The organism is Gloeocapsopsis sp. IPPAS B-1203 (assembly GCF_002749975.1).
Classification (GTDB): Bacteria; Cyanobacteriota; Cyanobacteriia; order Cyanobacteriales; family Chroococcidiopsidaceae; genus Gloeocapsopsis.
This window is the reverse complement of sequence record NZ_PEIG01000005.1, coordinates 319,990-346,180: the sequence shown is the minus strand read 5'-3', so window position 1 is coordinate 346,180 and position 26,191 is coordinate 319,990. Positions and strand designations below refer to the sequence as shown.

Annotated in this window: 24 protein-coding genes; 14 read left to right on the top strand and 10 right to left on the bottom strand. The window is 43.4% G+C overall.

The window, feature by feature from the left end; translation table 11 throughout:
* Position 1 precedes the first annotated feature (1 nt).
* Together CSQ79_RS11440 and CSQ79_RS11435 are read right to left on the bottom strand one after the other, a co-directional pair.
* Positions 2-1,006: a hypothetical protein gene (locus CSQ79_RS11440; RefSeq protein WP_099701290.1), complete on the bottom strand. Its 1,005-nt coding sequence runs from the start codon at positions 1,004-1,006 to the stop codon at positions 2-4.
* A 220-nt stretch (positions 1,007-1,226) separates the two neighbouring features.
* Complete coding sequence (locus CSQ79_RS11435; protein ID WP_099701289.1) at positions 1,227-2,201, bottom strand: hypothetical protein; 975 nt, start codon at positions 2,199-2,201, stop codon at positions 1,227-1,229.
* A gap of 134 nt (positions 2,202-2,335) precedes the next feature.
* On the opposite strand from CSQ79_RS11435, the gene CSQ79_RS11430 reads away from it, so the two are divergent.
* Positions 2,336-2,887 (top strand): YIP1 family protein, encoded by a 552-nt coding sequence (locus CSQ79_RS11430; protein ID WP_099701288.1) that lies wholly within the window; start codon positions 2,336-2,338, stop codon positions 2,885-2,887.
* Between the two features lie 59 nt (positions 2,888-2,946).
* Here the strand turns inward: CSQ79_RS11430 and CSQ79_RS11425 are convergent, their stop codons facing one another.
* Positions 2,947-3,939, bottom strand: coding sequence for a YheT family hydrolase (locus CSQ79_RS11425; RefSeq protein WP_099701287.1), 993 nt, complete (start codon positions 3,937-3,939; stop codon positions 2,947-2,949).
* 394 nt (positions 3,940-4,333) lie between these two features.
* Here CSQ79_RS11425 and rpaA point away from each other — a divergent pair, with 394 nt between their 5' ends.
* Positions 4,334-5,104, top strand: coding sequence for a two component system response regulator RpaA (rpaA, locus tag CSQ79_RS11420; protein ID WP_099701286.1), 771 nt, complete (start codon positions 4,334-4,336; stop codon positions 5,102-5,104).
* Between the two features lie 161 nt (positions 5,105-5,265).
* On the opposite strand, the gene chlP is transcribed toward rpaA, so the two are convergent.
* Positions 5,266-6,486 carry a geranylgeranyl reductase gene (chlP, locus tag CSQ79_RS11415; protein ID WP_099701285.1) on the bottom strand — a complete coding sequence of 407 codons (1,221 nt, stop codon included), beginning with the start codon at positions 6,484-6,486 and terminating at the stop codon, positions 5,266-5,268.
* Positions 6,487-6,877: 391 nt separating this feature from the next.
* Here chlP and CSQ79_RS11410 point away from each other — a divergent pair, with 391 nt between their 5' ends.
* On the top strand, positions 6,878-7,861 hold the full coding sequence (locus tag CSQ79_RS11410; RefSeq protein WP_099701284.1) for a helix-turn-helix transcriptional regulator: 984 nt from the start codon (positions 6,878-6,880) through the stop codon (positions 7,859-7,861).
* An 81-nt stretch (positions 7,862-7,942) separates the two neighbouring features.
* Here CSQ79_RS11410 and CSQ79_RS11405 read toward each other — a convergent pair whose 3' ends face one another.
* A complete protein-coding gene (locus CSQ79_RS11405; RefSeq protein WP_099701283.1) occupies positions 7,943-8,383 on the bottom strand; it encodes a DUF29 domain-containing protein in 441 nt (146 codons plus the stop codon).
* A 244-nt stretch (positions 8,384-8,627) separates the two neighbouring features.
* On the opposite strand from CSQ79_RS11405, the gene CSQ79_RS11400 reads away from it, so the two are divergent.
* From CSQ79_RS11400 to CSQ79_RS11370, 8 genes are all read left to right on the top strand, one after another.
* Positions 8,628-11,231: a TonB-dependent receptor domain-containing protein gene (locus CSQ79_RS11400; protein ID WP_099701282.1), complete on the top strand. Its 2,604-nt coding sequence runs from the start codon at positions 8,628-8,630 to the stop codon at positions 11,229-11,231.
* A gap of 113 nt (positions 11,232-11,344) precedes the next feature.
* A complete protein-coding gene (locus CSQ79_RS11395) occupies positions 11,345-12,310 on the top strand; it encodes an ABC transporter substrate-binding protein (protein ID WP_289501049.1) in 966 nt (321 codons plus the stop codon).
* Positions 12,311-12,732: 422 nt separating this feature from the next.
* Positions 12,733-13,749 carry a sulfate/molybdate ABC transporter ATP-binding protein gene (locus tag CSQ79_RS11390; protein WP_099701280.1) on the top strand — a complete coding sequence of 339 codons (1,017 nt, stop codon included), beginning with the start codon at positions 12,733-12,735 and terminating at the stop codon, positions 13,747-13,749.
* An 86-nt stretch (positions 13,750-13,835) separates the two neighbouring features.
* Positions 13,836-15,494 (top strand): ABC transporter substrate-binding protein, encoded by a 1,659-nt coding sequence (locus CSQ79_RS11385; RefSeq protein WP_099701279.1) that lies wholly within the window; start codon positions 13,836-13,838, stop codon positions 15,492-15,494.
* Positions 15,495-15,669: 175 nt separating this feature from the next.
* On the top strand, positions 15,670-16,716 hold the full coding sequence (locus tag CSQ79_RS11380) for an ABC transporter permease (RefSeq protein ID WP_099701278.1): 1,047 nt from the start codon (positions 15,670-15,672) through the stop codon (positions 16,714-16,716).
* Positions 16,717-16,781: 65 nt separating this feature from the next.
* On the top strand, positions 16,782-16,958 hold the full coding sequence (locus CSQ79_RS27695) for a hypothetical protein (RefSeq protein WP_289501048.1): 177 nt from the start codon (positions 16,782-16,784) through the stop codon (positions 16,956-16,958).
* A 176-nt stretch (positions 16,959-17,134) separates the two neighbouring features.
* Positions 17,135-17,752 (top strand): GNAT family N-acetyltransferase, encoded by a 618-nt coding sequence (locus tag CSQ79_RS11375; protein ID WP_289501047.1) that lies wholly within the window; start codon positions 17,135-17,137, stop codon positions 17,750-17,752.
* A 429-nt stretch (positions 17,753-18,181) separates the two neighbouring features.
* The gene (locus CSQ79_RS11370; RefSeq protein WP_099701277.1) at positions 18,182-18,742 is read left to right on the top strand and encodes a hypothetical protein; all 561 of its coding nucleotides are present in this window, start codon (positions 18,182-18,184) and stop codon (positions 18,740-18,742) included.
* 17 nt (positions 18,743-18,759) lie between these two features.
* Here the strand turns inward: CSQ79_RS11370 and CSQ79_RS11365 are convergent, their stop codons facing one another.
* The 4 genes from CSQ79_RS11365 to gorA all read right to left on the bottom strand — a co-directional run bounded on the left by CSQ79_RS11365 (position 18,760) and on the right by gorA (position 23,453).
* A complete protein-coding gene (locus CSQ79_RS11365) occupies positions 18,760-19,902 on the bottom strand; it encodes a histidinol-phosphate transaminase (protein WP_099701276.1) in 1,143 nt (380 codons plus the stop codon).
* A gap of 41 nt (positions 19,903-19,943) precedes the next feature.
* Positions 19,944-20,645 (bottom strand): YqiA/YcfP family alpha/beta fold hydrolase, encoded by a 702-nt coding sequence (locus tag CSQ79_RS11360; protein ID WP_289501046.1) that lies wholly within the window; start codon positions 20,643-20,645, stop codon positions 19,944-19,946.
* Complete coding sequence (gene gor / locus CSQ79_RS11355; protein WP_099701274.1) at positions 20,590-21,963, bottom strand: glutathione-disulfide reductase; 1,374 nt, start codon at positions 21,961-21,963, stop codon at positions 20,590-20,592. Before gor ends, CSQ79_RS11360 begins: the two co-directional genes overlap by 56 nt.
* 119 nt (positions 21,964-22,082) lie before the next feature.
* A complete protein-coding gene (gene gorA, locus CSQ79_RS11350) occupies positions 22,083-23,453 on the bottom strand; it encodes a glutathione-disulfide reductase (protein WP_099701273.1) in 1,371 nt (456 codons plus the stop codon).
* A gap of 163 nt (positions 23,454-23,616) precedes the next feature.
* On the opposite strand from gorA, the gene CSQ79_RS27690 reads away from it, so the two are divergent.
* Positions 23,617-23,748 carry a hypothetical protein gene (locus tag CSQ79_RS27690; protein WP_289501045.1) on the top strand — a complete coding sequence of 44 codons (132 nt, stop codon included), beginning with the start codon at positions 23,617-23,619 and terminating at the stop codon, positions 23,746-23,748.
* 19 nt (positions 23,749-23,767) lie between these two features.
* Here the strand turns inward: CSQ79_RS27690 and CSQ79_RS11345 are convergent, their stop codons facing one another.
* Positions 23,768-25,000 (bottom strand): CCA tRNA nucleotidyltransferase, encoded by a 1,233-nt coding sequence (locus tag CSQ79_RS11345; protein ID WP_099701370.1) that lies wholly within the window; start codon positions 24,998-25,000, stop codon positions 23,768-23,770.
* Between the two features lie 136 nt (positions 25,001-25,136).
* Between CSQ79_RS11345 and CSQ79_RS11340 the strand changes: the two genes are divergently transcribed.
* Together CSQ79_RS11340 and tsaB are read left to right on the top strand one after the other, a co-directional pair.
* Positions 25,137-25,385, top strand: coding sequence for a Ycf34 family protein (locus CSQ79_RS11340; RefSeq protein WP_099701272.1), 249 nt, complete (start codon positions 25,137-25,139; stop codon positions 25,383-25,385).
* Positions 25,386-25,491: 106 nt separating this feature from the next.
* A complete protein-coding gene (gene tsaB / locus CSQ79_RS11335; RefSeq protein WP_099701271.1) occupies positions 25,492-26,136 on the top strand; it encodes a tRNA (adenosine(37)-N6)-threonylcarbamoyltransferase complex dimerization subunit type 1 TsaB in 645 nt (214 codons plus the stop codon).
* Positions 26,137-26,191: the final 55 nt, after the last annotated feature.

Below are 26,191 nucleotides of genomic sequence, written 5' to 3'. Positions count from 1 at the left end.
CTCAATCGTTGTCATGCGACCAAATGGGTAGTTGATTGATTTTTTCGAGGGTTAAGTCTACATAAGTTTTTTCTTTTCCTAGGATCTTTTCTTTACCAAAATACCCCTGTGAACCATCGTGTGCGTGCGAACCACTTGAGAGTGCTTGATAGCGTCCTTGCTGGCGGGCGCGGCTAAAAGGAGAAGCAAATGTAAAAACCCAGCGTGAGGGAAAAATAATTCCGCCGACATCTTCTATCCAGTCTTTCGTACCACGCAAGTGAAAAATCTGATCAGCTTGATCGAAACCATTGATACCACCAAAAACACCACCAACAGAAACAACAATAATTTGAGAATTCAGCCATTGGTTGAGATATGGAGTCGCTTCTAGCGCGACTTGTGCGCCGCCACTTGTACCAATTAAAATAATTTTCAGCGGTTTTGATGTGTGCAACACCGGATGTACTGCATTCATTTGGTCAGCGATCGCACTCGCGATGCCTTGGTTATACACTGGACCATAACGCTCATCGGCAGAAATCGCAAAGCGCCACAGATTGCGAATTTTAATCAGGACATCAGCAATACTCAGCCAGCCTTCGGCTTGATTAGCAAAACGCCATACAGGAGCAAGTAAGCGTTCGCCTCCTAAATTCTCGTTGGCTGCGGAGTAAGGAAAAACATCCTTAACAATTGCACAATCTTGATGAGTTTGAGCTAAACCTTGGAGAAAAACTTCTTCACCCTCAGTCAATTCATTGGTAGAAAAATCTCCTACTCCAGTCAAAAAAACAATATAACAATTTAAATTCTTTGGTAGCTCGCTACCACCTGAGTCATTGCTAGCAGGAAGTTGCAGAGATTGTCGCTTGGAACCCAATGATTCTGATTGTGTCAGCCACCACACTAAAGTACCTAACGGCGAAAGTATACCCCAAATCGCGAGGATAACTCCCGCCAAAACGAGTAACCTCAATGTACTACCGCGCAACCATTCAAGAATCTTGCCAATCAACTTCAACATTGCACAATTATCTAGGCAGCACTTGCCATATCAACCTCAAATACTTCTTAAAGCTCCCTCTCTAACTCCAATCTTTGTGTTCTAGCCTTAGGCAACTCCTACGGGGAACGCGTCTTTGTGGTTCGTTCAAAAACCCAACTTAATATATAGTGTGCCCGCTCAAGACACACCTATCAACACCAACTTTGAATTTTTTTATACATCATGTACTCAAGAAAGCTCAGATGTCATTGCTATCTTCAATAGACCAAATTGGTAGTTGGTCAACAACATTAAGCGTTAAATCAAGGTAAGTCGTACCATCCTCAACAGTCGCTTCTCCAAAATAACCTTGCTCGCCATCATGTTCGTGTGGTCCTGTTTCGATTGCTTGATAGCGTCCTTGACGACGTGCACGATTGAAAGGAGAAGTAACAGCCCATCGCCAACGCGAAGGAAATATTATACTACCGATATTATCAATCCAGTCTTCCGTACCATAAAGATGATAAACGCCATCGGCTTCATCAAAACCATCACTACCAGAAAAAACGCCACCGAGCGAAATCACACTAATTTGAGCGTTAATTCGATCTTCTAGATAGGAAACCGCACCTAGGGCAACTTGCGAACCACCACTTGTACTCATTAAAACGACATTCAGTCTTTGATTAGCTGGTGGTAGAGAACTCGCAGCATTCATGCGCTCGACAATTGTATTAGCAATGCCTCGGTTATAAACAGGTCCATAGCGATGATCAGCAGAAATCGCCAGCCGCCAGATGTTACGAATATTAATTAATGCATACGCAGCGCCATCTGATTGACTCAGCCAATCCCATACTGGAGCAAAAATGCGTTCTCCAACTAATCCTTCATTTGCTTCCGAAAACGGGAAAATATCTTCTACTGATACGCAATTAGGACGTTCATCTGCAACGAGGTTGACAAAATTAGATTCTTTGTCAGTTAAGTTATCTGCATCATAGCTCCCGACTCCTGGTAAAAAAATGACATAGCAATCAATGTCAGAACTTGAATCATCTGATGTTGCCTCTGGTTGACTTGAATCAGGATTTATACTCTCCTCATCTTGTGTCACCCACCATATGATTGTTTCTAGGGGTGCTAGCGTACCCCAAATTAAAAATATGAAGACTGCTAAACCTAAAAGTTTGAAAGTAGTACTATGCAGCCAATCAAAAACCCGTTTCATTCCGCGAATCCTAAATTATGTAGTTTTGTAAATGTGTAAAATCACCAGTTGCTTTAATTACTTTTTATACTTAAATATGCGATCAAAATACCTGATTTTAAAGTTGCTATTATCTAGCAAAAGTAGAGATTGATGTGAGTACCAGGGAAGATAAATGGAAGTTTAGAACAAGTTTGAGGGAAGCTTTAACCTTAGATGCTCACTTTTATGAAGATGCGCCCAATACACGCAAAACTCGCCGAGTCGCTAAAACAATCGTGATCGTGGCAGCAATCTCTTATGCGCTAGGTAATGCTTTTATTTTATTAATTAACCGTGTTGGTATTACTACTTTTGTATTCGCATTAATACTGAATGTTGTCAGTGTAATACTAGGTTACTATTTCTGGACTTTTACAATTTGGAAAATTGGCGATCGCTTCAAACCGCGTCATGTTACGTATCAAGAGCTACTTGTTCCCATTGGTTTTGCTTATGCACCGCAAGTGTTTAACTTTTTAACATTAATTCCGCTGCTTGGTATCCCTATTCAGCTTGTACTTGCTGTGTGGAGTTTGCTTGCGGTTATCGTTGCAGTACGCCAAGGTTTAGATATCAGCAATGTCTGGGCTGCCGTTATTTGCCTAATCGGTTGGCCTTTAATTCAATTAGCTGTAGGCTCAGTACAACTTTTGTTTATTAATTAGGAAGTGTGAGTGACTAGTGTCTAGTGGCTATAATTATCTCTCGCCCCTCGCCTTTGCTCCTATCCCCTCATCTGACACCATTCTAAAACGCGATTCCATGCCCACCAAGGATCAGGATCTTGTGCTTGGGCTTGACATTCTGCACTACTAATGTATCCGACATGACCGCCGTGAGGTGTGAGAATTAAATCTATGTTAGGGTTGCGATCGCATGAGGAAAGTAAATCTGGCACAATCGCTGGATCGAACATTGGATCGTCCGCAGCGTAAATAATGAGTGTTGGTTTAGTTAAGCTTGGTAATATTTTTAACCCACTACTAGCTTCGTAATACGCCTCGACAGAGGGAAATCCTAAGCGTTCAATGACCAGTTCGTTGTCAAAACCCCAAATACTATTGGCGCGTTCAATTGCTGCAGGATCGATTGCTTCTGGATGTGCTTCATAAAGGCGCCAAGCAAGTCTTTTCAGTTCTTTGGCGATCGCTTGTTCTAAATACTTTCCTAATGGATCTTTCACTAAATATGAGAGCGAGCGATTCGAGTCTAAACTCGGACAAATTACTGCCGCCCCTCCAATGTCTTGAGAAGTGAGTGAATGGCTAGTCGTTAATACGTCTTGCGCTGCTTTGACTGCCCATAACGCTAATTGTCCACCTAGAGAAAATCCGGTAAACCAAAATTTAGCAGGACACCCCATCCCTTGAGCTTGAGCCGCAATCTGGACAAAATCTTCTCCTTCGTACAAACCATCAGATGTCAACGTTGGCGATAATAAAGCCGTTCTACCGTGCGATCGCCAATCAAATAGAACAACCGCATAACCTTGAGCAAATGCCTTGCGCCCCAAAAGTCTAAGAAACCATTGATTCTCTAGAGATCCTGTAATACCATATGTGCCAACAATTGTGCCTCGCGCATTTTTAGGAATTGCTACCCAACCAAAAATCGGTACTCCTTGCGCTCCTGTAAAAATTTTCTCTTGATAGAGTGGTTCTGGGTAGATCGTCTCTTCCCAATAACGATTAGCCCATAACGCTGTATAAAGCGTCATTGCAAGACCGTTGCCTAACCACCACGGCGGAGTATATGTGCTTATCAATTTCTCGTAGCTTTTCCTTGCAACAATTTAAGAGAGAGCAGAGGTCGGGGCAAATTACTAGGGTAAAGCAATTGATGGCTTGTGTATGCCAAGTAGTGGGACGTTTTTCTTCGATTAGAACTGCACAAAGGTACTAAAAACTACTTGTACAACGCAATTTCTCTACTACCCTGCTCCCCAATCTCCGATCCCTGACCTGTATTCAGTCACTTTGCACTTTTATGTTAGCAAGCTGACACTTTAATCTTTAGCAAATTTTTATAATCCTCCTTATAATCAGTACAGCAATCTTTGTATCTACCAAAGGTTCTTAATTTAACTTTAATAACTAGTAACATTTTTTAGAATGCCTCGGATACTTGTTATAGATGATGACCCTGCAATCTCTGAGTTGGTTGCGGTTAATCTCGAAATGGCTGGATATGACGTTACCCAAGCTGAAGATGGCATCAAGGGACAAGCGCTAGCTATCCAGCTACAGCCAGATCTCATTATGCTCGATCTCATGCTACCCAGAGTTGATGGCTTTACTGTTTGTCAGCGGTTGCGTCGCGATGAGCGTACAGCAGAGATTCCCGTACTAATGCTCACAGCCTTGAGCCAAACTCAAGACAAAGTGGAAGGATTCAATGCTGGTGCAGATGATTACTTAACAAAGCCCTTTGAAATTGAAGAAATGCTAGCCCGCGTGCGAGCGTTATTACGACGTACAGATCGCATTCCTCAAGCAGCCAAGCACAGCGAGATTCTTAACTATGGTGCTTTAACATTAGTACCAGAAAGATTTGAGGCAATTTGGTTCGGTGAAACGGTTAAACTAACTCATTTAGAATTTGAGTTACTTCATTGTCTATTGCAACGTCACGGACAAACAGTTTCTCCCAGCGATATTCTCAAAGAAGTCTGGGGCTACGATCCTGATGATGACATCGAAACAATCCGCGTACATATTCGCCACTTGCGCACCAAACTAGAACCAGATCCTCGTCACCCTCGTTATATTAAAACAGTGTACGGTGCAGGTTATTGCTTAGAACTTCCAGGCGAAGAGCAAGGCAGTGACAACAATAGTGGTATACCGACGAGTGCGGTAATTCCAGAAAAAGCTTCTAATTAAATAATTGGTTTGACAAAGTCGGTGTGTCTACAATTCGTCATTATTTTTTCTCCTTTGTTGCTAGTGAGGTTCGTTCAGAATCCTACTTTTATGTATCAAAATCATAAATAAAGCGATCGCATAAGCTGAATAGCGATCGCCTTGTATTGAATAATCAATTGTTAAGGAGCAAGTGCGTTACCGCGAATCAAGCTACCAAGAGTTTTAGCCGTGATCTTCATCTGTGTTAGCGGGTTTGCTGGGACAACGGTTTTATAAAGATAGCTATCAAAAGTCAATCGCTGTACATCGCGATCTGCACACATCTCTACAAAAGCTTCGCGGGTGGCATCACTGCGGTAAAAGACGGTTTGCAGCAAATCTAATACTTTGTATGTCATGCCATATTTTCTATCCCAACGCCTGAGGTAAACTTTCAGTTCGTTTTCTGTAGGAATCCGAGTTCCACCTTGGGATACCTCAACAAGCGTTTCTGCACACATCCGCCCTGACTTCGCCGCAAAGTAAATACCTTCACCAGAAGACTTTGTGACGTAGCCTGCTGCATCACCAATTAATGCTACGCGACCAACAACACGCCGAGGGCGAGGATGTTCGGGAATGGGATGGGCTTCTACTTTAATGATTTGACCGCCGACAAGTTTTCTCGCTGCCCGTGCCCGAATACCTGCTTGCAATTGTTTAATGCTAGCTTTGTTAACCTGCATTGTGCCTGTACCGACAGCAACGTGGTCATATTTTGGGAATACCCAGGCGTAGAAATCGGTAGAAACGTCGTTACCGACATACATCTCTGCAAGGTTGTTGTAGTATGCCATTTGGGCTTCTGGGAGGCGAATGCGCTCTTGAAAAGCGATCGCATAGTTATAATCTCCAGCATCAATCTCCTTAGCGATACGAGAGTTTGCCCCATCAGCACCAATAATTGCATCCACTTTCAAGGATTTGGCAATTCCTTGCGCACCACCTTCTGAGTGATCTACGTAGTGAATCGTATAGGGGTCTGTATTATTTTGCGGAATATCGAGTTTATGAACCGTCGCATTGATTAAAGTTGCACCTAATTTTGCCGCGCGATCGCGCAAGAAACCATCGAGAACTTCACGACGGCACATACCGATATATTCATCTTCATTGTCTAGATTGATATCCACCTCGCGATTTGAGGGGGAAATCATCTTCATCTTCCGCACCTGACGGTCAATAATCTGCGGCGGTAGATCGAATTCACTCACCATACACAGCGGAATTGCTCCGCCACATGGTTTGGCGTTGTCTAGCTTGCGTTCAAACAAATATGTTTCAATTCCAGCTTTTGCCAAGGTTTCGGCGGCTGAAGAACCAGCTGGACCTGAGCCTACAACAGCAACCCGTAGTGTCAAAGGTCTTCTCCCAATCTTCAAGAGCTAGAAAAGCATCGTATCACGGACTTTTAGCTTCCTTTGGACTTAGCAACAAGATGTGACTGAAATGCAATAGACCTTAATATTTTGACACCTAGAAAAAGTTTTGAGTTTTGAGTTAAGTAGGGTTGAGGGAAAGTTGTAAAAAGCGATCGCTTGTACTTTGTAAGGACTTTGAACTTACCTGATCGTGCTGAGTTTATCTGACAGCTTAAAATAGCAATTGCTTTTCTTGTCAAACAGAAGCTGTTTTTTGAGATACAGCAGCTGGATACTATAGAGCCATCAGCAATACCCACTAGTAATTGAGAATTAATTGTAATAAACTAAGAGCATTCTAATCGCGATCGCTGGTTCTGGTTGTAGCAAAATGACGATTACGCTATCACTGACAGATTATCAGGAGCTATTTGAGGAAGCTGAGCAGAGCGACGAAATTACTTGTCAGTCAAAGGATTGTGAAACGATTTGGCAATATCCCCAAAAACTTGGTCAAGGACACAATCGCGTGATTCAGTTGAGTACTGGAATAGAAATCTTGATTCAAGATTATACCTGTTATAAGCACTTAGTTTTAACGAAAGATACCTGTAAAGTTCCTTTGGAAATCGGCTTTCAGCTTTCAGGAGCGAGACAAACGACATCTTATGGTTGTTTAGGTGCTGGACACAGTTTCTTGTTTGGTAACTTAGAGCCAAAAGCGATCGTGGAACTGCCAGCAAGTCAGCAACTTTTTCATATTACATTTGCCATTCCACTTCAGACATTCATAACGCTGATTCCCGAATCATTCAAGTCAATGCCGCTGGAGTTAAAACGAATTCTTGAGAAGAATGAAAACTTGCCCTACTTTCACTCAGGAGTCACAGCAGCATCCATGCAGCTTGCTTTGCATCAAATCTTGCATTGTCCTTATCAAGGGGCTATCAAGCAAATGTATCTCGAAAGTAAAGTCCATGAACTGATTGCCTTAAAACTGGCACAAATCATTGAAACTGCGGAAGCACTGGCAAGTCAGGCTAAATTGAGTCCAGAGGATATTGAACGAATTCACCATGCTAGAGAAATTTTGATTCGCAATTTCAGTTCTCCGCCCTCATTGATTGCCTTAGCACGACAGGTAGGGCTCAACGACTATAAATTGAAGCGGGGCTTCCGTCAGGTTTTTGGTACAACGGTGTTTGGCTATTTACACGCCTATCGCATGGAGCAAGCACGCCAACTGTTGGCGAGAGGTGACATGAGCGTTACTGGCGTTGCAGCTGCGGTTGGGTATGTCACTCGCGGACATTTTGCGGCAGCGTTTAGAAAGCAGTTTGGTATCAACCCTAGTGCTTACTTAATAGAACACTAGCGATAATGAGCCTGGCGAAAGCTGTCTGCTATATTGCAATCCATGTTGTAACTATAGAAAATCCGGCTGGGAAACATTTTCTCATGGCTGCCAGTTTACTGGCTCTTCAAAGATTTCTGCCTCTGAGAAGGGGCAAGACTGAGGAAGTTGGTTTGGGTTTAGAGGCGTTTCTTTATCTACAAGGTTTAGTCCATATCGGTAGCTTTTGTTAATAGCTTCAGGTAAATAGGGTTTTAAGCTAGGGTTTTCTGCTAAGTGTTCTTGTATGCGCTCTCGCTGCTCCCGAATGGTTGCAGCCCAGCTTTTTGTTTGGGCTTCTGGCTGATAGCGCCATTTGAGAAGATGCCCCAGCAGCACCCCCAATCGATTGCAAAGCTCCTGCCGTTCCTGCCTACCCAACGATTCAATCTCCTCGATCAGGTTTGCGATATCCACTTGCTCCCACTGTCGAGCTTGCAGCAACTCTATTTGGCGTTGAGTCCAAGCATAAAAGTCTTGGTCGTAGAGAGTAGTGGTTTGCATGAGAATCACCGCACTGGTTTATCTTATTCTGTCATTTCAGTTTATTGTCTCTAACAAAGTAAGGGCAAGTTGTGTGTACACGTTAGACTGACAAAAGAGCGTTAGCGAGAGGTCTTTCATCACCTTTATCGTAAAAGATCCGTGTTGGAACCATAGAAAATCCGGCTGGGAACCATTTTTTGCGCTAGAACACCCTATATTCAGTCCTACTTGAGAAAATTTCTGAAGAGGTGTGTGAGGAAAGATGTGGAAACAGCTGCGATCGCTTTTGCTCGTCGGAACTTTAGTGCCGTTTTCTATAGGGATTGTTATTGGTGTAGCACACCCTGTAATAGCAGAAGATGGAGCAGAGCTAAATTCTGAGGACAGTTCTTCACTTCCCGTTCCTCGCCTCGCAGAACTCGACCAACATGCAACAACGATCGAGGAGTGGCTAGCCCAGCTTGCGACTCCAGTTGAAGTTATGGGAGTGAGCGTCAACTCAACGGAGACTGGATTAGAAGTGCTCTTGGAAACCGTTGAGGAGCAATTAGAGTCTCCTGCAACCTCTGTTGTCGGAAATGCACTGATTGCTGATATTCCCAATGCAGTGCTGGTGTTGCCAGAAGGGAATGAATTTCAGCAAGCGAATCCGATCGAGGGCATTGCGCTGGTGAGCGTGACGAGTTTACCTGATAATCGAGTGCGGGTAGCGATTACAGGAGTTGATGCACCGCCGACTGCTGATTTGAGCGTGGAAGCATCAGGGCTAGTGTTGGCGGTCACGCCTGGAACGGAGGTGGTAGAAACTGATGAGGATGCCATTGAGATAGTAGTGACTGCAACTCGCACGGAAGAAGAGGTACAGAATGTGCCGCGATCGGTCACAGTTATTAACCGCCAACAACTACAACAGCAGTCAACTATAACCAACAATTTAGGTGATATTCTTGGCAACTTAGTCCCTGGCTTTGGACCACCCAATCAAGCTGACCGATTTAATGCCCAAAGCCTACGCGGTCGTGAACCAGCAATTTTGATTGATGGTGTGCCTTTACAAGACCGAGTGAGTTTTAATATTCAACTCAGAAGCATCGATCCGGATGCGATTGAACGTGTAGAAATTGTTCGCGGTCCTTCAGCTACTTACGGTCAAGGAGCAGCAGGAGGCATTATTAACATCATCACCCGCCGACCAGATGATGAACCGTTAAGTTCTACGCTTTCACTTGGTACGTCGGCTGATTTGGGATTGCAGGGCGACAGTTTCGCTTACGACTTGGGATATACCTTGTCAATTAATGAAGGCAAGTTTGATTTGCTCGCGACTTTCTCTGGAAACATAAATAATCAATTTTACGATGCCGAGGGCGATCGCATTGCTCCTAGTAATACAACACTAGACGATCGCAATAGCTTCAATGTTTTGGGTAAGTTAGGCTTGAATTTTACAGAAGATCAACGTCTGCAACTGACAGTTAATCACCTGAATGAGAGTCGAGAGCTAGAATACATTTCTGATCCGGCAGTTGATGAAACACCAGAAACTGAAAAAGCCCGCGCTTTATTTATTGGAGAACAAGAGTTTATTGGCTCTAACAACCCAGGACAACGAAATACTGTTGTTAACCTAAATTACAGCAATCGTAATCTGCTTGGCAGTCAATTTCAACTTCAAGCTTATTATCAAGAACTTGCTGGTTACAGTATCGCCTTTGATTTTCGCCCTGATGCAATTGAGCAAAATTTTCAGCGATCGCAACAGTGGGGGGGACGGCTACAGTTCGACACGCCGATATCGGAAAATGCCAGCCTACTTTGGGGAGCTGACTACGTCAACGAAAATGATAACACCTTCGCCAGAGTTAGCTTCGATATCGATGATTACGTTAATAGCGGGTTTAGGATACTACGTGCCATTGACGAGGCTAATGATGTACCCCCTTACGACTACAATAGTCTTGGTTTATTTGCTCAGTTGCAATGGAACATTAGCCAACGCTGGAGCCTGAATGGAGGGGCAAGATATGAAATCAGTAAATTCCTGGTAGATGACTACATTAGCGCTGATGGAGAACCAGTTGAAGGCGGAGAAGTTGAATTTGATGACCCTGTATTTAATATTGGAGCCATCTACAACGTCAGCGATGCGGTAAGTTTGTTTGCCAACTTTGCCCAAGGCTTCGCTGCTCCTGATATTTTCGATGCTTTAGAAACCACAGGACCACTACTAGGTAGTTTTGAAGCAGGTGTTGAGGATATCAGAGCGCAGAAATTTGATAGCTATGAGATTGGAGTGCGCGGTAACTGGGAGCAAATACAATTTTCTCTAGCTGCTTTCTATAACTATTCAGACTTAGCAGGATTTCTCACTGCTGCTCCCCGTGGGGGAGTGATTACTCGTGCTCCAATCCGCAACTATGGTGTTGAAGCTACACTTGATTGGCAACCTGTTGATAACTGGCAACTCGGCGGTATCTTCAGTTGGACAGAAGGTGAGTTCCAGGACGATGAGGAAGATGAGTTTTTACCTCGCTCTAGCTTCTTAGTGCAACCGCTGAAACTAGGAGCCTACGTTGACAATCAAACCACTCCTGGTTGGCGGAATCGGCTACAACTTTTGGTTGTTGGTAGCCGCGATCGGGCATTTGAAGAGGATGTTGATGCAGTACCGATAGAGAGTTATGTAACTTTGGATTACATTAGTAGCATCAACTTGGGCGCAGGGACATTAAACATTGGTATCGAAAACTTGTTGAATAACCAATATCAACCAGTTTTTCAGCAGCTTCTCAGTGGTTTTAATGATACTTCCAACATTGCTGCACCAGGTAGAAGGCTGAGTATTAGGTATTCCTTTACTTGGTAGAGGAGAAGCGTACGACCGACTAGCAGGGCTTCTACAATCAAAGTCTAATATTCATAATGGTATCACCGTTTAATTACATGAGGAAGCGCTCTGTTTTCAAACTTTTCCTACTCATGGTCTGCACAATTTTTTGGATTGCAGCTTGTAGTCGAAATTCCTTAAAACAAACAGTAAGCAACGGTGATAATACTACCTCTAACGCTCATCCTACTGCTGTCAAAGTTGTGAAGCACGCTTTTGGGGAAACGAAAGTGCCGCTCAATCCCCAAAGAGTTGTTGTCCTTAATTACCCCGAATTAGATCATGCTTTAGGTTTAGGAGTTAAGCCTGTGGGAGGTCCCTCAGTTGAGGACGTGCCATTGCACTTGCGAGACAAACTAAAGGGAATTGAAAACATTGGTACGCCAGATGGTGTTTCTCTAGAGAAAATTCTGACTTTGAAGCCTGACTTAATTTTGAGTAACGAGCGCAGCGCTCAACCTATCTACAAAATGTTGTCGGGCATTGCTCCCACAGTGGTAGGCATTGCCAATAGTGGCGAGTGGAAACAGGATCTGAAGCTATTTGCCACAGCGCTGAATCAAACTGAGCGAGCCGAAAAATTCATGGAAAATTACTATGCTCGATTAAACGAATTACAAGCACAAATGGGCAAGAAACTCAAGCAAATTGAGGTTTCCGTTGTCCGTATTAGTCCAGAAAATATCACTCTCTATTTAGAAGATTCTTTCTGTGGAACCATCTTGCAGGATGCGGGACTGCAACGTCCTCCAGCGCAGGATTTAGATACCTCTATACAGGCAATAAAAGATAGGAGTGTAAGTGTATCAATCAGCAGTGAACTTCTACATATGGCAGATGGCGATGTCATGTTTTTATGGGGTTGGTCAGATGATGCTGATTCTCGCCAAGCACTCCAGCAACTAAAGGCAAACCCACTTTGGTCAAAGTTAAACGTTGTCCAACAAAGTAAGGTTTACCAGGTTCCAGACTATTGGATTGGTAGTGGTCCATTGGCAGCAAATGCAGTCATTGAGGACTTATTTAAATATTTAGTACTAAACCACCGAAGTGACTAACTAGCCTGCGTACCTTGTTGAGCGACTGGGTAGGGCGGTTGACCTCAAGCTTAAGCTGTGAGATGACTAGTCTCCCCATTGTCCGCATCTGGAACAGCATGTTGCTATTCCTGCAGAAGGTCTAGTCTATTGATTGATAGTTCATAACTCCACGCGCTCATTTCTATTTTATTTTTCAAAAATCTGTAGTCTAAGCAACAACATTAAGATCAACATGAAATCTTTACAGTGAAACTAAGATCTTGTGAAGATACAAAACGCAACAAGTAAAGCTTTATATGATATAAAACTACAGTAACCCCATCAAAAAACCGGAGATTTAGATCTCAGTTCAAACGCTGAATTTAGCCTGATAGACATTAAGTAGAAACATCCCAGATTATTGCATCAATACCATATATTTCCTCTAGAGGTTGCTCATCGTGGGTATCGTAGTTGAAAACGTATCAAAACAGTTTGGCAGTTTTAGAGCTGTCGATGATGTCAGCTTAGAAATCAAATCAGGTTCGTTGGTAGCATTGCTAGGACCATCAGGTTCAGGTAAGTCTACGTTATTACGGTTGATTGCAGGTTTAGAGTTACCGGACAATGGCAAAATTTGGCTGACAGGCAAAGACGCGACCTATCAGAGTGTACAAGAACGCAATATTGGATTTGTGTTTCAGCACTATGCACTCTTCAAGCACATGAGTGTGCGCCAAAACATTGCTTTTGCCTTAGAAATTCGGAAAACACCTAAAGCCAAAATTAAAGCACGAGTAGACGAATTACTTGAATTAGTGCAACTCAGTGCTTTAGGAAATCGATATCCCTCACAACTTTCGGGTGGTCAACGCCAACGAGTTGCCTTAGCACGGGCATTGGCAGTGCAACCGCAGGTGCTACTCCTCGATGAACCCTTCGGCGCACTCGATGCAAAAGTTCGGAAAGATTTGCGGGCTTGGTTGCGCAAACTTCATGATGAAGTTCATGTAACAACTGTATTTGTTACCCACGACCAAGAAGAAGCAATGGAAGTGTCGGATGAAATTGTTGTCATGAACAAAGGTCGCGTAGAACAAATCGGTACGCCAGCACAAATATACGATCATCCTGCAACTGCGTTTGTGATGAGTTTCATTGGTCCTGTGAATGTGCTACCAAGTACATCGAATATTTTTCAAGGTAACGGGTTTGAGTCTACGCATCCAGAGATGTTTTTACGTCCGCAGGATGTGATCGTACAACGCGAGCAAAATGGAACGACAGTATCAGCAAGAGTAAGTCGAATTATTCACCTCGGTTGGGAGATTCAAGCTGAATTAACGTTAGATGACGGACAGGTAGTAACAGCACACCTCAGCCGCGATCGCTTTGATGAATTACAACTCCAACCGCAAGAAAAAGTTTACGTTAAACCCAAAGATGCCAGATCGTTTCCGCTATACTATTCAATTTAGTTACTAGCCGTTAGCTTATCCGCACGGGGAACCAAGTGACAGCTTGCGACTCATAGCTAATGGTTGCTCTAGGATAGTCGAACGTTATGAATTGGTTGGTATCTCGCAGACGCTTGTGGTCGTTGGGAAAATTTATCGGGTTGTCGCTGTTATGCTGCGTCCTGGTTGTCAGTTGTAACAATCCGCAGTCAGGAACAAATTCTTCAACAGTCAGTACAACAAGCGCTGGCAATAGCGCCCGCTTAGTTGTCGGTACAACCCTTAGACCGCGCACCCTCGATCCCGCAGATAATTACGAACTGGCGGGTTCTAATATTATGACGAGCTTGAGCGATCGCCTGTATACCTATGCGATTGGTACGGGCGAATTAGAACCTCAACTCGCAACAGCTTTACCGCAAGTTAGTGCGGATGGGCTAACATATACAATTCCTGTACGTCAAGGAGTCGTATTTCACGACGGTACTGCCTTTAATGCCGAAGCAATGGCATTTTCTCTCAATCGTTTTATTCAAAACGGTGGGAAACCAGCATCTTTGTTATCAGATGTTGTCGATTCGGTGCAAGCGTCAGGAGAATATGAACTCACAATTCGCCTCAAAAACGCCTTTGCTGCGTTTCCTTCCTTGCTAGCTTTTTCGGGATTGTGTGCTGTATCGCCGCAAGCGTATGAAATTGGCACAGGAAAATTTAAACCGCGAGAATTTGTCGGTACAGGTCCCTATCGCTTAGTGCAGTTTACGCCGAATTTGATTCGGATGGATGTATTTGATGAATACTGGGGTGAAAAACCAGCAAATCAAGGTATCGACTTCCAGATTTTATCGAGTTCTGCCAACTTATTTAATTCTTTCCGTACAGGTCAAGTTGATATTGCCTATCAAACCTTTGATCCAGAACAAGTACAGAGTTTGAAACAGCAAGCTGAGTCTCAAGGTTGGCAAGCCTTAGAAGAACAAAGCAACGTCGTCACCCATCTAGGACTTAATGCTAAACAACAGCCGTTAGATAACCCAGTCGTCAGACAAGCGATCGCCGCAATGATCGATCGTCCACTGATTACAAAGCGCGTTTATCAAGAGCAAGCTGAACCGCTTTATAGCATGATTCCCAACACGTTCGATAGCTACCAGCCAGTTTTTCAATCAACTTACGGTGACGGTAATGTTGACCAAGCCAAAGCCCTGTTAGCCCAAGCAGGATTTACAAGAGAAAACCCCTTAACTTTAGAAATTGCTTATCCTGCCTACTCACTGACACGCGAACAAGTTGCCAGTACGTTACAAGAGTATGGTTCGCAGCGACTTGACGGTGTTGTGCAAATTCAAACCAAAGCTGAAGAAGGAGCAACATTTTTCGCAAATATCTCTAAAGGAATTTATCAAGCTGTTTTACTCGACTGGTATCCTGATTTCGGCGATGCTGACAACTATATTCACCCATTTTTAAGTTGTACAAAGGGAAGCGTGACAGCAGGTTGCGAACAAGGCGCAAGTCAAAGCCAAGGGTTGTTTTACTACAGCGATCGCATGAATCAACTGATCGACCAGCAACGCCAAGAACAAAATCCCCAAACTCGCGAGCAACTTTTTGTCCAAATTCAAGAATTAATTGCCCAAGATGTCCCCGCAATTCCCCTAGTTCAAAACAAAGATTATGCTTTCGGTCAACAAACCATTCAAGGCTTGCAAGTAGACCCAATTCTGAAACTCCCCTTATGGGATATTGAAAAAGCGAGTAGTTAGTGATTAGTGGCTAGTGACTAGTTTTAAGTTTTGTTAGCGTAGCACATTTTGAATTATGAGTTATGAGAAGACCTGAATGGCATTCTTAACTCAACATTCAACACTCAACATTCATCACTCTCTTAATCTCCCGCCTACCCTCTGACCTCTGACCTCCGACCTCCGACCCCTCATTATGTCTCGCATCAAAGCACTTCAGTATTACATTCTGGCGCGGTTACTCCTCGCACCACTGATGATCTGGACAATTGTGACAGTGGTGTTTTTTCTACTGCGAGTACTTCCCTGGCTACTTCAATCGACTATTGGCGATCCAGTAGATGCTGTGTTAGGAAGTCGAGCCCCAGAAAGTGTAAAGGAAGAATATCGCCAACGATTAGGATTAGCCGATCCATTATGGGTGCAGTATTTGCGTTATCTTGGCAGTTTACTTCGCTTTGACTTGGGTTCCTCACTCACGAGTCAAGGCGAAGCCGTTTGGGATACGATTGGACGGCATTTTCCGGCGACAGCAGAACTTGCGGTGTGTAGCATGGCGATCGCCCTGTTAATTGGCATTACGGTGGGAATGTTGGCGGCGTCGCGTCCTAATTCTTGGCTTGATGTTGGTGGACGTTTGTTTGGAATTATTACTTACGCCTTACCCATGTTTTGGATGGGAATGTTGATGCAATTGCTGTTTGCAGTACAGTTAGGCTGGTTTCCGATTGGCGATCGCTTTCCCGCATCTTTATTTCCTCCTCCAGGTCCTACAGGTTTGTATACAATAGATAGTCTGCTTGCGGGAGATTTAAATGGTTTTTTCACGGCGATCTACTATCTTTTCTTGCCAAGTTTGACACTCGGTTTACTTTTAAGCGGAATTTTTGAGCGGATTGTGCGCGTTAATCTAAAGCAAACGCTGCGTTCTGATTATGTAGAAGCCGCACGCGCTAGAGGAATTCCTGAACGACGAATCTTGGTATCTCATGCGCTGAAAAATGCCATGATTCCAGTCATCACAATTTTAGGGTTGACATTTGCGTCTTTACTTGGTGGGGCAATTTTGACTGAAGTAACATTTTCTTGGCCAGGACTTGCGAATCGACTATACGACGCTATTTCGTTGCGAGATTATCCTACAGTGCAAGGCATACTTGTCTTTTTTGCCGTGTTAGTGGTAATAGCAAGTATTGCGATCGACATTTTAAATGCTTACATTGATCCGCGAATTCGATATTAATTGTACTGATTTAAAATCGTGGCACAGTGGATATAGATGTTTACTCCCACTTAAATGACAGCATCATGAATCGTTCAAAGCTGATTGCAATTATTACCGGTGCGATTTCCCTCATTCTGGCGATCGCCTATCTTGTCATTGTCCAAATCATAGATTTTCGTGGCGAAATGCTACCTGCACCTCAAAGTCAACTTGTACTACCTGTTGCTATGATCTCTAGCGTATTCAGTAGCTATTCATAATGACTGATAAAGTGGTGATTGACTAGCAGCTCATCAAGGTTGATGGTAAAACATTATTCATGACTTAGTGTATTTCTGCTTCAAACCATTCAACTTATCTCTAGCAACCCTAGTTAATCCTGACTTAGACTGATTAATCGTTTACGATTGTGAACAATAATGTCTCGTTGTGATTTTTGACAACTTTGTTCTCAACTAACTTGCAGCTACCAGCAAATTTTACTTGCGATCAGAACTACCAATTTGAAATTCGTGCGGCGCAAATTGAAGATGTCCCAGGTTTGACTGAAATTCTTGCCGATAGTTTTCACTCGCAAGAAGGCTTACTAGGTTGGGCTTATCCTTTTTTAAAACTGGGAATTTATGAGGATTTGCGCAATCGCCTGCGAACAACAACACAACATCATATTTGCTTAATTGCTGCTGATTGTACTGCTAAATTAGCAATGAAGGGTTCTCAAAACAGCGAGCGCTTAGCTGCAATTGTTGAGTTGTCACCGCGTTCTAAAAATCCTTTCGCCAGCGATCGCTTTCTTTATGTCTCAAATTTAGCGGTTTGCCGTAACTATCGTCGCCGTGGAGTCGCACAGCATTTACTATTAAAATGCGAGCAAATTGCTCTATTATGGGGCTTTCAAGATCTCTATCTTCATGTCTTGGAAAATAACCATCAAGCGCATCAGCTGTATCGTAAGCTAGGGTACCAACGACATCAAGTTGACTTTAGCTGGGGCACTTGGCTACTAGGACGACCACGTCAGATCTTGCTCCACAAAAATCTAGAAGTTAAGTAAGTGGGAAAAGCAAACATAATTTAAAGATTAGTAGCAATTCGCGTGCCCCCTACTTATGTCACTATCTTCTTACATTTGTGTTAGCTACTTTTTCCTAATCACCTAAAATCATACTGAGATGATTAATAAATAAAAATGTGTCAGACCGTATGAGATAGTATCATTGAAAAGCATTTTTCAACTCTGTGTAGACTAGCTTTACAGAAAATTTACGCGAGTCTCACCAAACTTTATTAAGACTTTAAGCTTATATCGCATTCCTCGGATGTAGGTTGCGATTGTATAGAATAAAATAAGCGATAAATAAATATTTATTTTGCTTTTGGTAATTTAGCCATAGTTATTCATTCTTAGGAAGCTAGCACTTTGTGTTCTTCCTTGCTGTTATTGAGTGTGCAAACTACAAAAGACCTATATTTAGGAAACCAGATGGATAGCGAAAATCAGCAGCGCTACCAAACTGCTATAGCATTAGCTTGCTTACCTGTCGGTAATGTTAATTTCTCAGGTTGCCGTGACCAGTGTACCACTAGAAACGACAATGCTGACCACAGTGCCTCAGAAATCCTCAAACTACTGCGTAGTGGTCAAGTGTTGATGGTGAATAGTCGTCGTCGGAATGGTTTAATTCTTTACAAAGGATTTCATGCAGAGTTTGCTGGACCTGGTGCAGCAGTAGGCAGCTTTTACGATCGTGATTGCGACTGGGCTTTCCCAGTAGGTAATCTCTCATTACTCACGCCAGAATCGCATGAAGAAAGACAAAAAGCTTATTTAATCAGACGGCAATGGATTCGTCTGATGAAACAAATCACAGAAAAGTCGCAACCTCATCAACGCGTACAAAAGATTCTAGAGCAATTCGAGCAGTATTTTGATTCCCAGACTGTATCCCAAATACCCGATGAGGCATTTGCGCGATTAGTAGGTGTTCTACCACAGACTGCAAATATAGTACGTAATACTGCAAGCAGCATAGAGGAAGATTGAGTAGACAATCTATGCGGCTAATCATTGGACTCTATAGTTTGTAAGGCGACTTGTAACCTCTCAAGAGTACGTAAATTTTCTTCAGCGCTACCTACAGTAATGCGTAATCCACTACTTAGTAGGCGAACAATTGTACCACTACATCGCAGTTGTTGAGCTAATTTAGGCAGTAAGTCACTGTGTTGTGCTTGATGAGTTTGAACATAGACGAAGTTTGCAGCGCTGTCGATGACTTTAAGGACAGAATACTGAGTTAATGCTTGAGTTAATTTGGCACGTTCTTCACAAATTAGCGGAATGAGTTGCAGTAGTAAATGACGTTGCTGTAAAGCGAGAATTGCAGCAGCTTGGGAGAAACTCGGAAGGTTATATGGTAAGCGAACTTTTTCAAGAACTGCGGTGACTTCTGGAGAGGCGATCGCATATCCGACACGTAAAGCGGCAAGTCGAAACGCTTTAGAAAATGTCCGCAAGACTACCCAGTTGGGTTTTCGTGACAACTCACCGACAACTGATGTTTGACTAAACTCAAAATACGCTTCATCAATAACAACTAATATTTCTTGGGGTAAGCTGCGCAGCCACTTCAACTCAGCAGATGTTAAAGCATTACCTGTAGGCGAGTTAGGATGGACAACAAACACGACACGAATTGGTGGGTTATCTGTTGTTTCGATTGCTGCTTGGGCTGCAACCCAATCAAGTTCAAATTCTGAATTGCGCCCGACAGTAACTATAGGAATTCCTAATGTTTGTGCCAAAATACCATACATCGAGAATGTTGGATTGGCAACCAAAATGGAACCTTCGCTCCCGAGACAAGTAGCGATTAAAAGCGAACGAATCAGTTCATCAGAACCATTACCAACAGCAATTTGATTGGGTGCAATCGCGCCTTGGGTTAAATCTGCAGATTCATTGACATATTGAGCGATCGCCTCTTTTAGCACTGAGTGTCCACCATCAGGATAACGATTTGTCTCGATGGTTTCTTGGTAAATCCAAGCTAGCTTTTGCTTTAACTCATAGGGTAAGTCAAACGGACTTTCATTTGTATCTAATCGATCGATGACTGACTCAATCGGTTTACCGTCAGTACTGTTCGGATGGGGTGCATAGGCGGTAAGCTGAGCTAAATCTGATCGGATGAATGGCAGCATTGGGAGGAGTGAGGAGCGAGGGGCGAGGGGCGAGTGGGGGATTATTCTCTATATTGTAATTGACAGAAAGTTTGAATTGCTTGCCAGGTTTCTGGCATGACGTTACCTAAATCGTGATCGCTATCAACTTCGATTAATTGCACCCAAGAACGTTTTGCGGCAAAATCGCGGCTGACTTGAATCGGAATGACTTCATCGTGAATTCCGTGAATAATCAAAGTGGGAACGGGGCGTAACAGATGATCGTCGTTGTATTGCGGTACGTCGCGGGCAAACTCGTAACTTAAAGGTAGCGATCGCTTTTCGCCATAGTGATAAACCATTAAATACCGCTGTTGTTGCCATTGTTGGATTTTTTCAGTTCCGAGTTGCGGTAGCCAGTGCGAAAGAAAAGCGAACGCTGGGGCAAGTAAAACTAACTTTTGAACTTGCGGATATTGTTCAGCTAACCAAGCAGCAGTTAAACCACCAAAACTCGAACCAATCAAGGTAACAGGTTCATCCGTCGGTAATTGTGCTGATACTTGCTGTAATTGGCGTGTCAGTGTTAGTTGTGTAAAATCATCTTGGTTTAAATCGGGGACTTGCAATGTCTGGTGTACCGCTGCAAAGCGATCGCGGAGATAGACCGCTTTGGCGGATTGGGGACTCGACGCAAAGCCGTGGAGGTAAATAAACTGCAACTTCTTAACGGAGGGTAACGAATTCTTCAGCAGTGGAGGGGTGAATGCCAACGGTGGCATCAAAATCTTTCTTGGTAGCACCCATTTTAATCGTAATCGCGATACCTTGAATCACTTCAGCCGCATATTCTCCTACCATGTGTGCGCCTAAAACTTTATCGGTATTGCCATCAATGACTAATTTAACGATTGTTTTCTCGTCATCTCCAGTCAGCGAGTGGAACAACGGACGAAATCTTGCGCGATAAGTTTGCACTGCATCTCCGTATTTTTCTTGTGCCTGTTCTTCAGTTAAACCTACTGTAGCGGCTTCAGGATGCGAAAATACTGCTGATGGAACATTTTCATGACTCATTTGGCGGCGATGATTGCCAAATTCCGTATCAGCAAAGGCACGTCCTTCAGCAATTGCTACTGGTGTCAAGTTGATTTTATCAGTGCAATCACCGACAGCAAAGATATTAGGCTGAGAAGTCTGGCTGTAGTCATCAACAGCGATCGCAGGATTAGTTACATATCCTGGTCCTTCTTCATCAGTCGGAACAATCTCAACTCCTGCGTTTTCTAAACCCAAACTATCAATATTGGGTATTCTCCCTGTTGCTGCTAAGAATGCATCGGCAATGATGGGTTGATGTTCTTCTGATAGCTTTATTTTTAAGCCTTCAGAAACGCGCTCAATTTTTTCTACTTCAGCGTTGGTGATAAACTTCACGCCATGATGCGTCATCCCATCTTGAATTCCGGTACGAATATCGCGATCAAAGCCGCGTAAAATTAAATCTCTCCGGATAATTTGTGTAACTTGACAACCTAACCCACACATAATTGAGGCAAATTCTACACCAATATAACCCGCGCCCAGAATGGCAATATGTTTTGGTTGTGCTGGAAGATGAAACATCTCATTTGAGGTAACGGCATACTCCATGCCAGGGAGATCTGGCTTCACTGGACGCCCACCTACTGCTATTAAAATCTTATTGGCAGTAACTTTGCGATCGCCAACTTCAATAGTGTGTGGATCGACAAGTGTGGCGCGGCTAGGAATAAGTTCAACACCTGCTTTTTCCAAAAATCCAATGTGTAATCGCGATAGTCGCCGGACTTCTTGATCAATTGTTGAGATAAAATGCTTCCAATCAAGTTCGCTTTCACCTACACGCCAGCCATAACCTGCGGCATTGCGAAACATCTGGGGAAAGCGCGATCCATAAACCATGAGTTTTTTGGGAATACACCCACGGATCACGCAGGTTCCACCTACAAGATCTTGTTCGGCGATCGCCACTTTCGCGCCATAACTCGCCGCCCGTTTAGAAGCCGCTAAACCTCCAGAACCCGCACCAATCACAAACAAGTCATAATCATAGTTCATTAATTTTCTCCTTTACGTAACAATTTAGTGCATCAAAGAAAGTGGTAATCGGTAATTGGTAATAGGGAGTTGGGCAAATTCTTTAATTCAAAATTCACGCACTCAAAAGCTTGCCTGATTTAATCTAACGTGAGAAATTCTTCTCCAGTGGTAGGGTGGATAGCAATTGTGGCATCAAAATCTTCTTTAGTGATACCTTTGCGAATTGCCACAGCAAGGCTTTGAATAATATCTGCAGCGTGTTCGCCCACCATGTGCGCCCCAAGTACTTGATCGGTGTTGTTATCGACAACTAATTTCATCATCGTTGGCTCGTTGCGATCTACTATGCTGTAAAGTAGTGGTTCAAACTCAGTTTTGTAACATCGCACGGCAGCGCCATATTTTTCTCGTGCTTTGTCTTCAGTCATCCCTACAGTTGCAGCTTCAGGACGGGCAAATACTGCGGAGGTAACGTATTCGTAATCGACTTTTTGCGCTTTCCCAAAAGCTGTTTTGACGACGGCTTGACCTTCATGTTTGGCAACGGGAGTCAGTGGTACGCGACTAATGCAATCACCCACTGCAAAAATGTTGTCTTGAGTCGTGCGGTTATAGTCATCGACTTGAATTGCACCTTTTTTACCAAGTTCTATTCCTGCATTTTCTAGACCAAGATCTTTAGTGTTAGGAACGCGCCCTGTAGCTACTAAAATTGTGTCTGTGGTAATTGTTTCTTCAGTATCTCCTGATAAAGTAATTTGCAATCCTTGAGCGCTTTGTTTAATTTGTTTAGCAGTTGTTTTACCAAGAAACTGAATTCCCCGTTGAATTAACCCTTTTTGTACCGAAGAACGGATATCTTTATCAAAGCCATCGAGAATTAACTCATCGGTATCCATTAAAGTGACTTCAACACCAAAAGCATTCATCATGCTGGCGAATTCAACGCCGATGTAACCACCACCAACAATTGCTAATTTTTTAGGTAGTTGCTGTAACTGAAACATCTCGCGAGAAGTGACGGCGTGTTCAATTCCAGGAACATCAGGTTTATTGGGGTGTCCGCCAACAGCGATGAGGATTTTGTCAGCAGTAATTTTGCGATCGCCTCCGGTGCTGCGCTCCGCGCAATCGCCAATTTCAACTGTATGCGGATCGACAAACGTCGCGCGTTGGCGAATTAATTCCACGCCATTTTTGTGTAAAGTTTCTAAATACGATTTTTGAATACTCTCAACGTGTTGGTAGACTTTGGCCATAAATTTTGACCAGTTAAATTGTCTTTGGCACTCACTCCAGCCGTAGCTGGGTGCTATTTGATCTTGCAGTGCAACATCAGCCGCATAGACGATCAGTTTTTTGGGCACACAACCGCGATTGACACAGGTTCCACCAACAACTTCTTGTTCAGCGATAGCGACTCGCTTACCGTAACTTGCTGCTTGTTTAGCAGCGGCTAATCCCCCAGGGCCAGCCCCAATAATCAATAGATCGAGATTATATGACATGAATTAATATTGTTCCTGCGCGATCGCTATAAAAATGATGCTAGCTTTCATCATAAAATATCTCCAAAGGTGAACTAGAAATTATAGAACTGTGCGACTTTGCACATTTTAGTGAGAGTACATTACTGAACAGATCGTCGAAATTAGCGCCAGAAGAATTGGCGTGAAAAAAGCAATTATGACGACAATTCATGCCTACACGTCTTCGCAAGAAGTCGTAACCGTAACACAAGTTGTTGATGGTGAATTGGTTAAGGTTATGAGTTGGGATAATCCCACTTGTTGTCATCCTTGAGTAAAGCCTACAAAAAGCGCTAATTGTCAAGTATTTTTGAGGCAAATTCAAGAGCCTCATTAGCTGTGGTAATTCTGCCTTCGACTTGGGCGATCGCAATCTCTGTTAGTAATCTTCCTACTTGAGGTCCAGGCTTAATTTTCAGGGCTTGGATTAAATCTTTACCTGTTATGAGTGGTGTAGGATGTGCGATAGGGTCTTGAGGGTTGAGGTAGTGGTTGATTAAGGGCGCGATCGCATCAACTGCAGTCCCTTTAGCTACGGCTAAAAGTGCGATCGCAGGAAAAACTCTTCCAGATTCTTGAAAGAGAAAATACTGTTCGCGGACAGACAGCAGGTGTGTTTGTAGCTGTGGTAATAACTTGAGTAATGTTGTCACACCGCGAATTTCTGCCCGACTGTAGGTAAGTTGCACTAATTCAGCTTCAGCAATATCTGGTTGGGGAGTCACAAGACACGCGAGTTTGGCAATACCTAACCAAGTTGTTTTAACTGTGTCGCGCACACTTTGGAAAAGTTCGACGTTGAGTTGCGACCAATTTTTTGTAAGTTTTACCACTGTGGTGTCAACAGCAGCAACCTCCTCAACGTTAGCATTGGGAAACCAATATTCAATCAAGCCGTCTTTCGCAGCACTTTTTAACCAAGGAGTTCCTTGAGAATGGGCAAGAAGATATCCTAGTTCTACCCGCACTCGTTCAGCGGCGACGTGTTCGATCTGAGATGCTAAATGACAAATTGCCAAGTGAGTGTCTGACTCAATCGTAAAACCAAGCTGTGCTGCTTGACGGTAAGCGCGGAGTAACCGTAAAGGGTCATCTTGCAAATTTTGTCGTGATACCATCCGCAAGCGTTGCTGTTGTAAATCGATACAGCCGTGGAGAGGATCGATAATTTCTTGCGTGTGAGGGTTGTAAGCGATCGCATTCACAGTAAAATCTCGCCGTCGCAAATCGGTTTCTAGGCTAGAACCTTCTTGTAGGGCAAAATCTACAGTCGCTTGGGGAAACACCACACGCGCAATTTGACGTTGGGCGTCGAGAATCACAAAACCTGCTTTGTAATGATGTGCCAGCGATCGCGCTGTTTCTATAGCATTTGCTGGTAACACGAAATCTATATCTAAGTACTCAGCACTACGTCCTAATAATGCATCGCGCACCGCACCACCAACCAAGTAAATTGGCTGTGGCAGCAGTTCCAAGCTAAAACACCACTTTTGGGGAGATAATCTAGACAAGTTAAGGCACATCGCCATACAAACCACTTGAGCCGCTAGTACAGATTTGTGACTAGGCGGAAGATGTTATTATCTACCTCAGTTAAGATAGAGGCAATAACTCATCCTGTCTAGGACTTGAACAAGACATTAGCCTGGAGTTCGTTTTATGTGTATTTGCGTGAACTGCCACTATGTCGATCGCTGCATCACATACCACGCGGTTGAAACTCAGCACGAACAACCTCACTTAACTGAAGATCCCGATTTTGAACCGATTGAACCCTCAATCAACGTTAACATTCGTACCCACGAAGATATTATTGAAATGGAATACGATGTTGTCGGTTGCGTTAGCTTTAAACGAGAAATGGGCAAGTGGGCAAAACTGCGCCCAGGTGAACTTGTACCTACCTAGAAATTATAGTTAAAGCGCCTGAGTTGACTATAGCTAATAGCGAATTGCTAGTAAAATGCGTGTGGCAGCTACTATTTACATTTAGTAGCTGCTTTTGTTTTCTTACATGAAGATGCATGATGTTCGCCTTCAGTCGCATAAGTATGGTCTTGCGATTCATACGAGTAGTCCAGAATTAGGATTCGCGTTGAGTAACTTTACTGATGACTCTCGCACAGCAACATGGAATTTAGGACGCGATTTATCTAACTTATTACACCAGTACTTAAGCGAGTTCATGCAGCCCCAAACTTGGGTAGATTTAGCATTTATTGCTGTAGCCAAGGGTCCAGGTGGCTTTACGGGAACTCGTATTGGTGTAGTAACAGCACGGACTTTGGCGCAACAGTTGGATATTCCTGTATTTGCAATTTCGAGTTTAGCAGCTGTCGCTTGGTCGCATCATACCACTGAACCATCATCTGTATATGCTGTTCAACTTCCTGCACAACGTGGGAAGTTGCATACTGCCATTTATAAACCTAACCCAGAAAGCAATGGTTTAATTCCTTTGCTACCAGACACAGTATTAACTCCTCAAGCATGGCAAACAAAACTAGATGCTTGTGGGGAACACAAATTGATTCATGCATCAAACAACTTAGGGACTTGTGTGACTAACGTACTAGAACTTGCTTATTTTGATTGGCAGCAAGGGAAGCGTCCTCACTGGTCAGAAGCTATGCCATTCTATGGTCAACATCCCGTGTAAGATTAACCACACAGCGGTGTGGAATTTGCAGTGTCTTTGATATATGTAATGGACA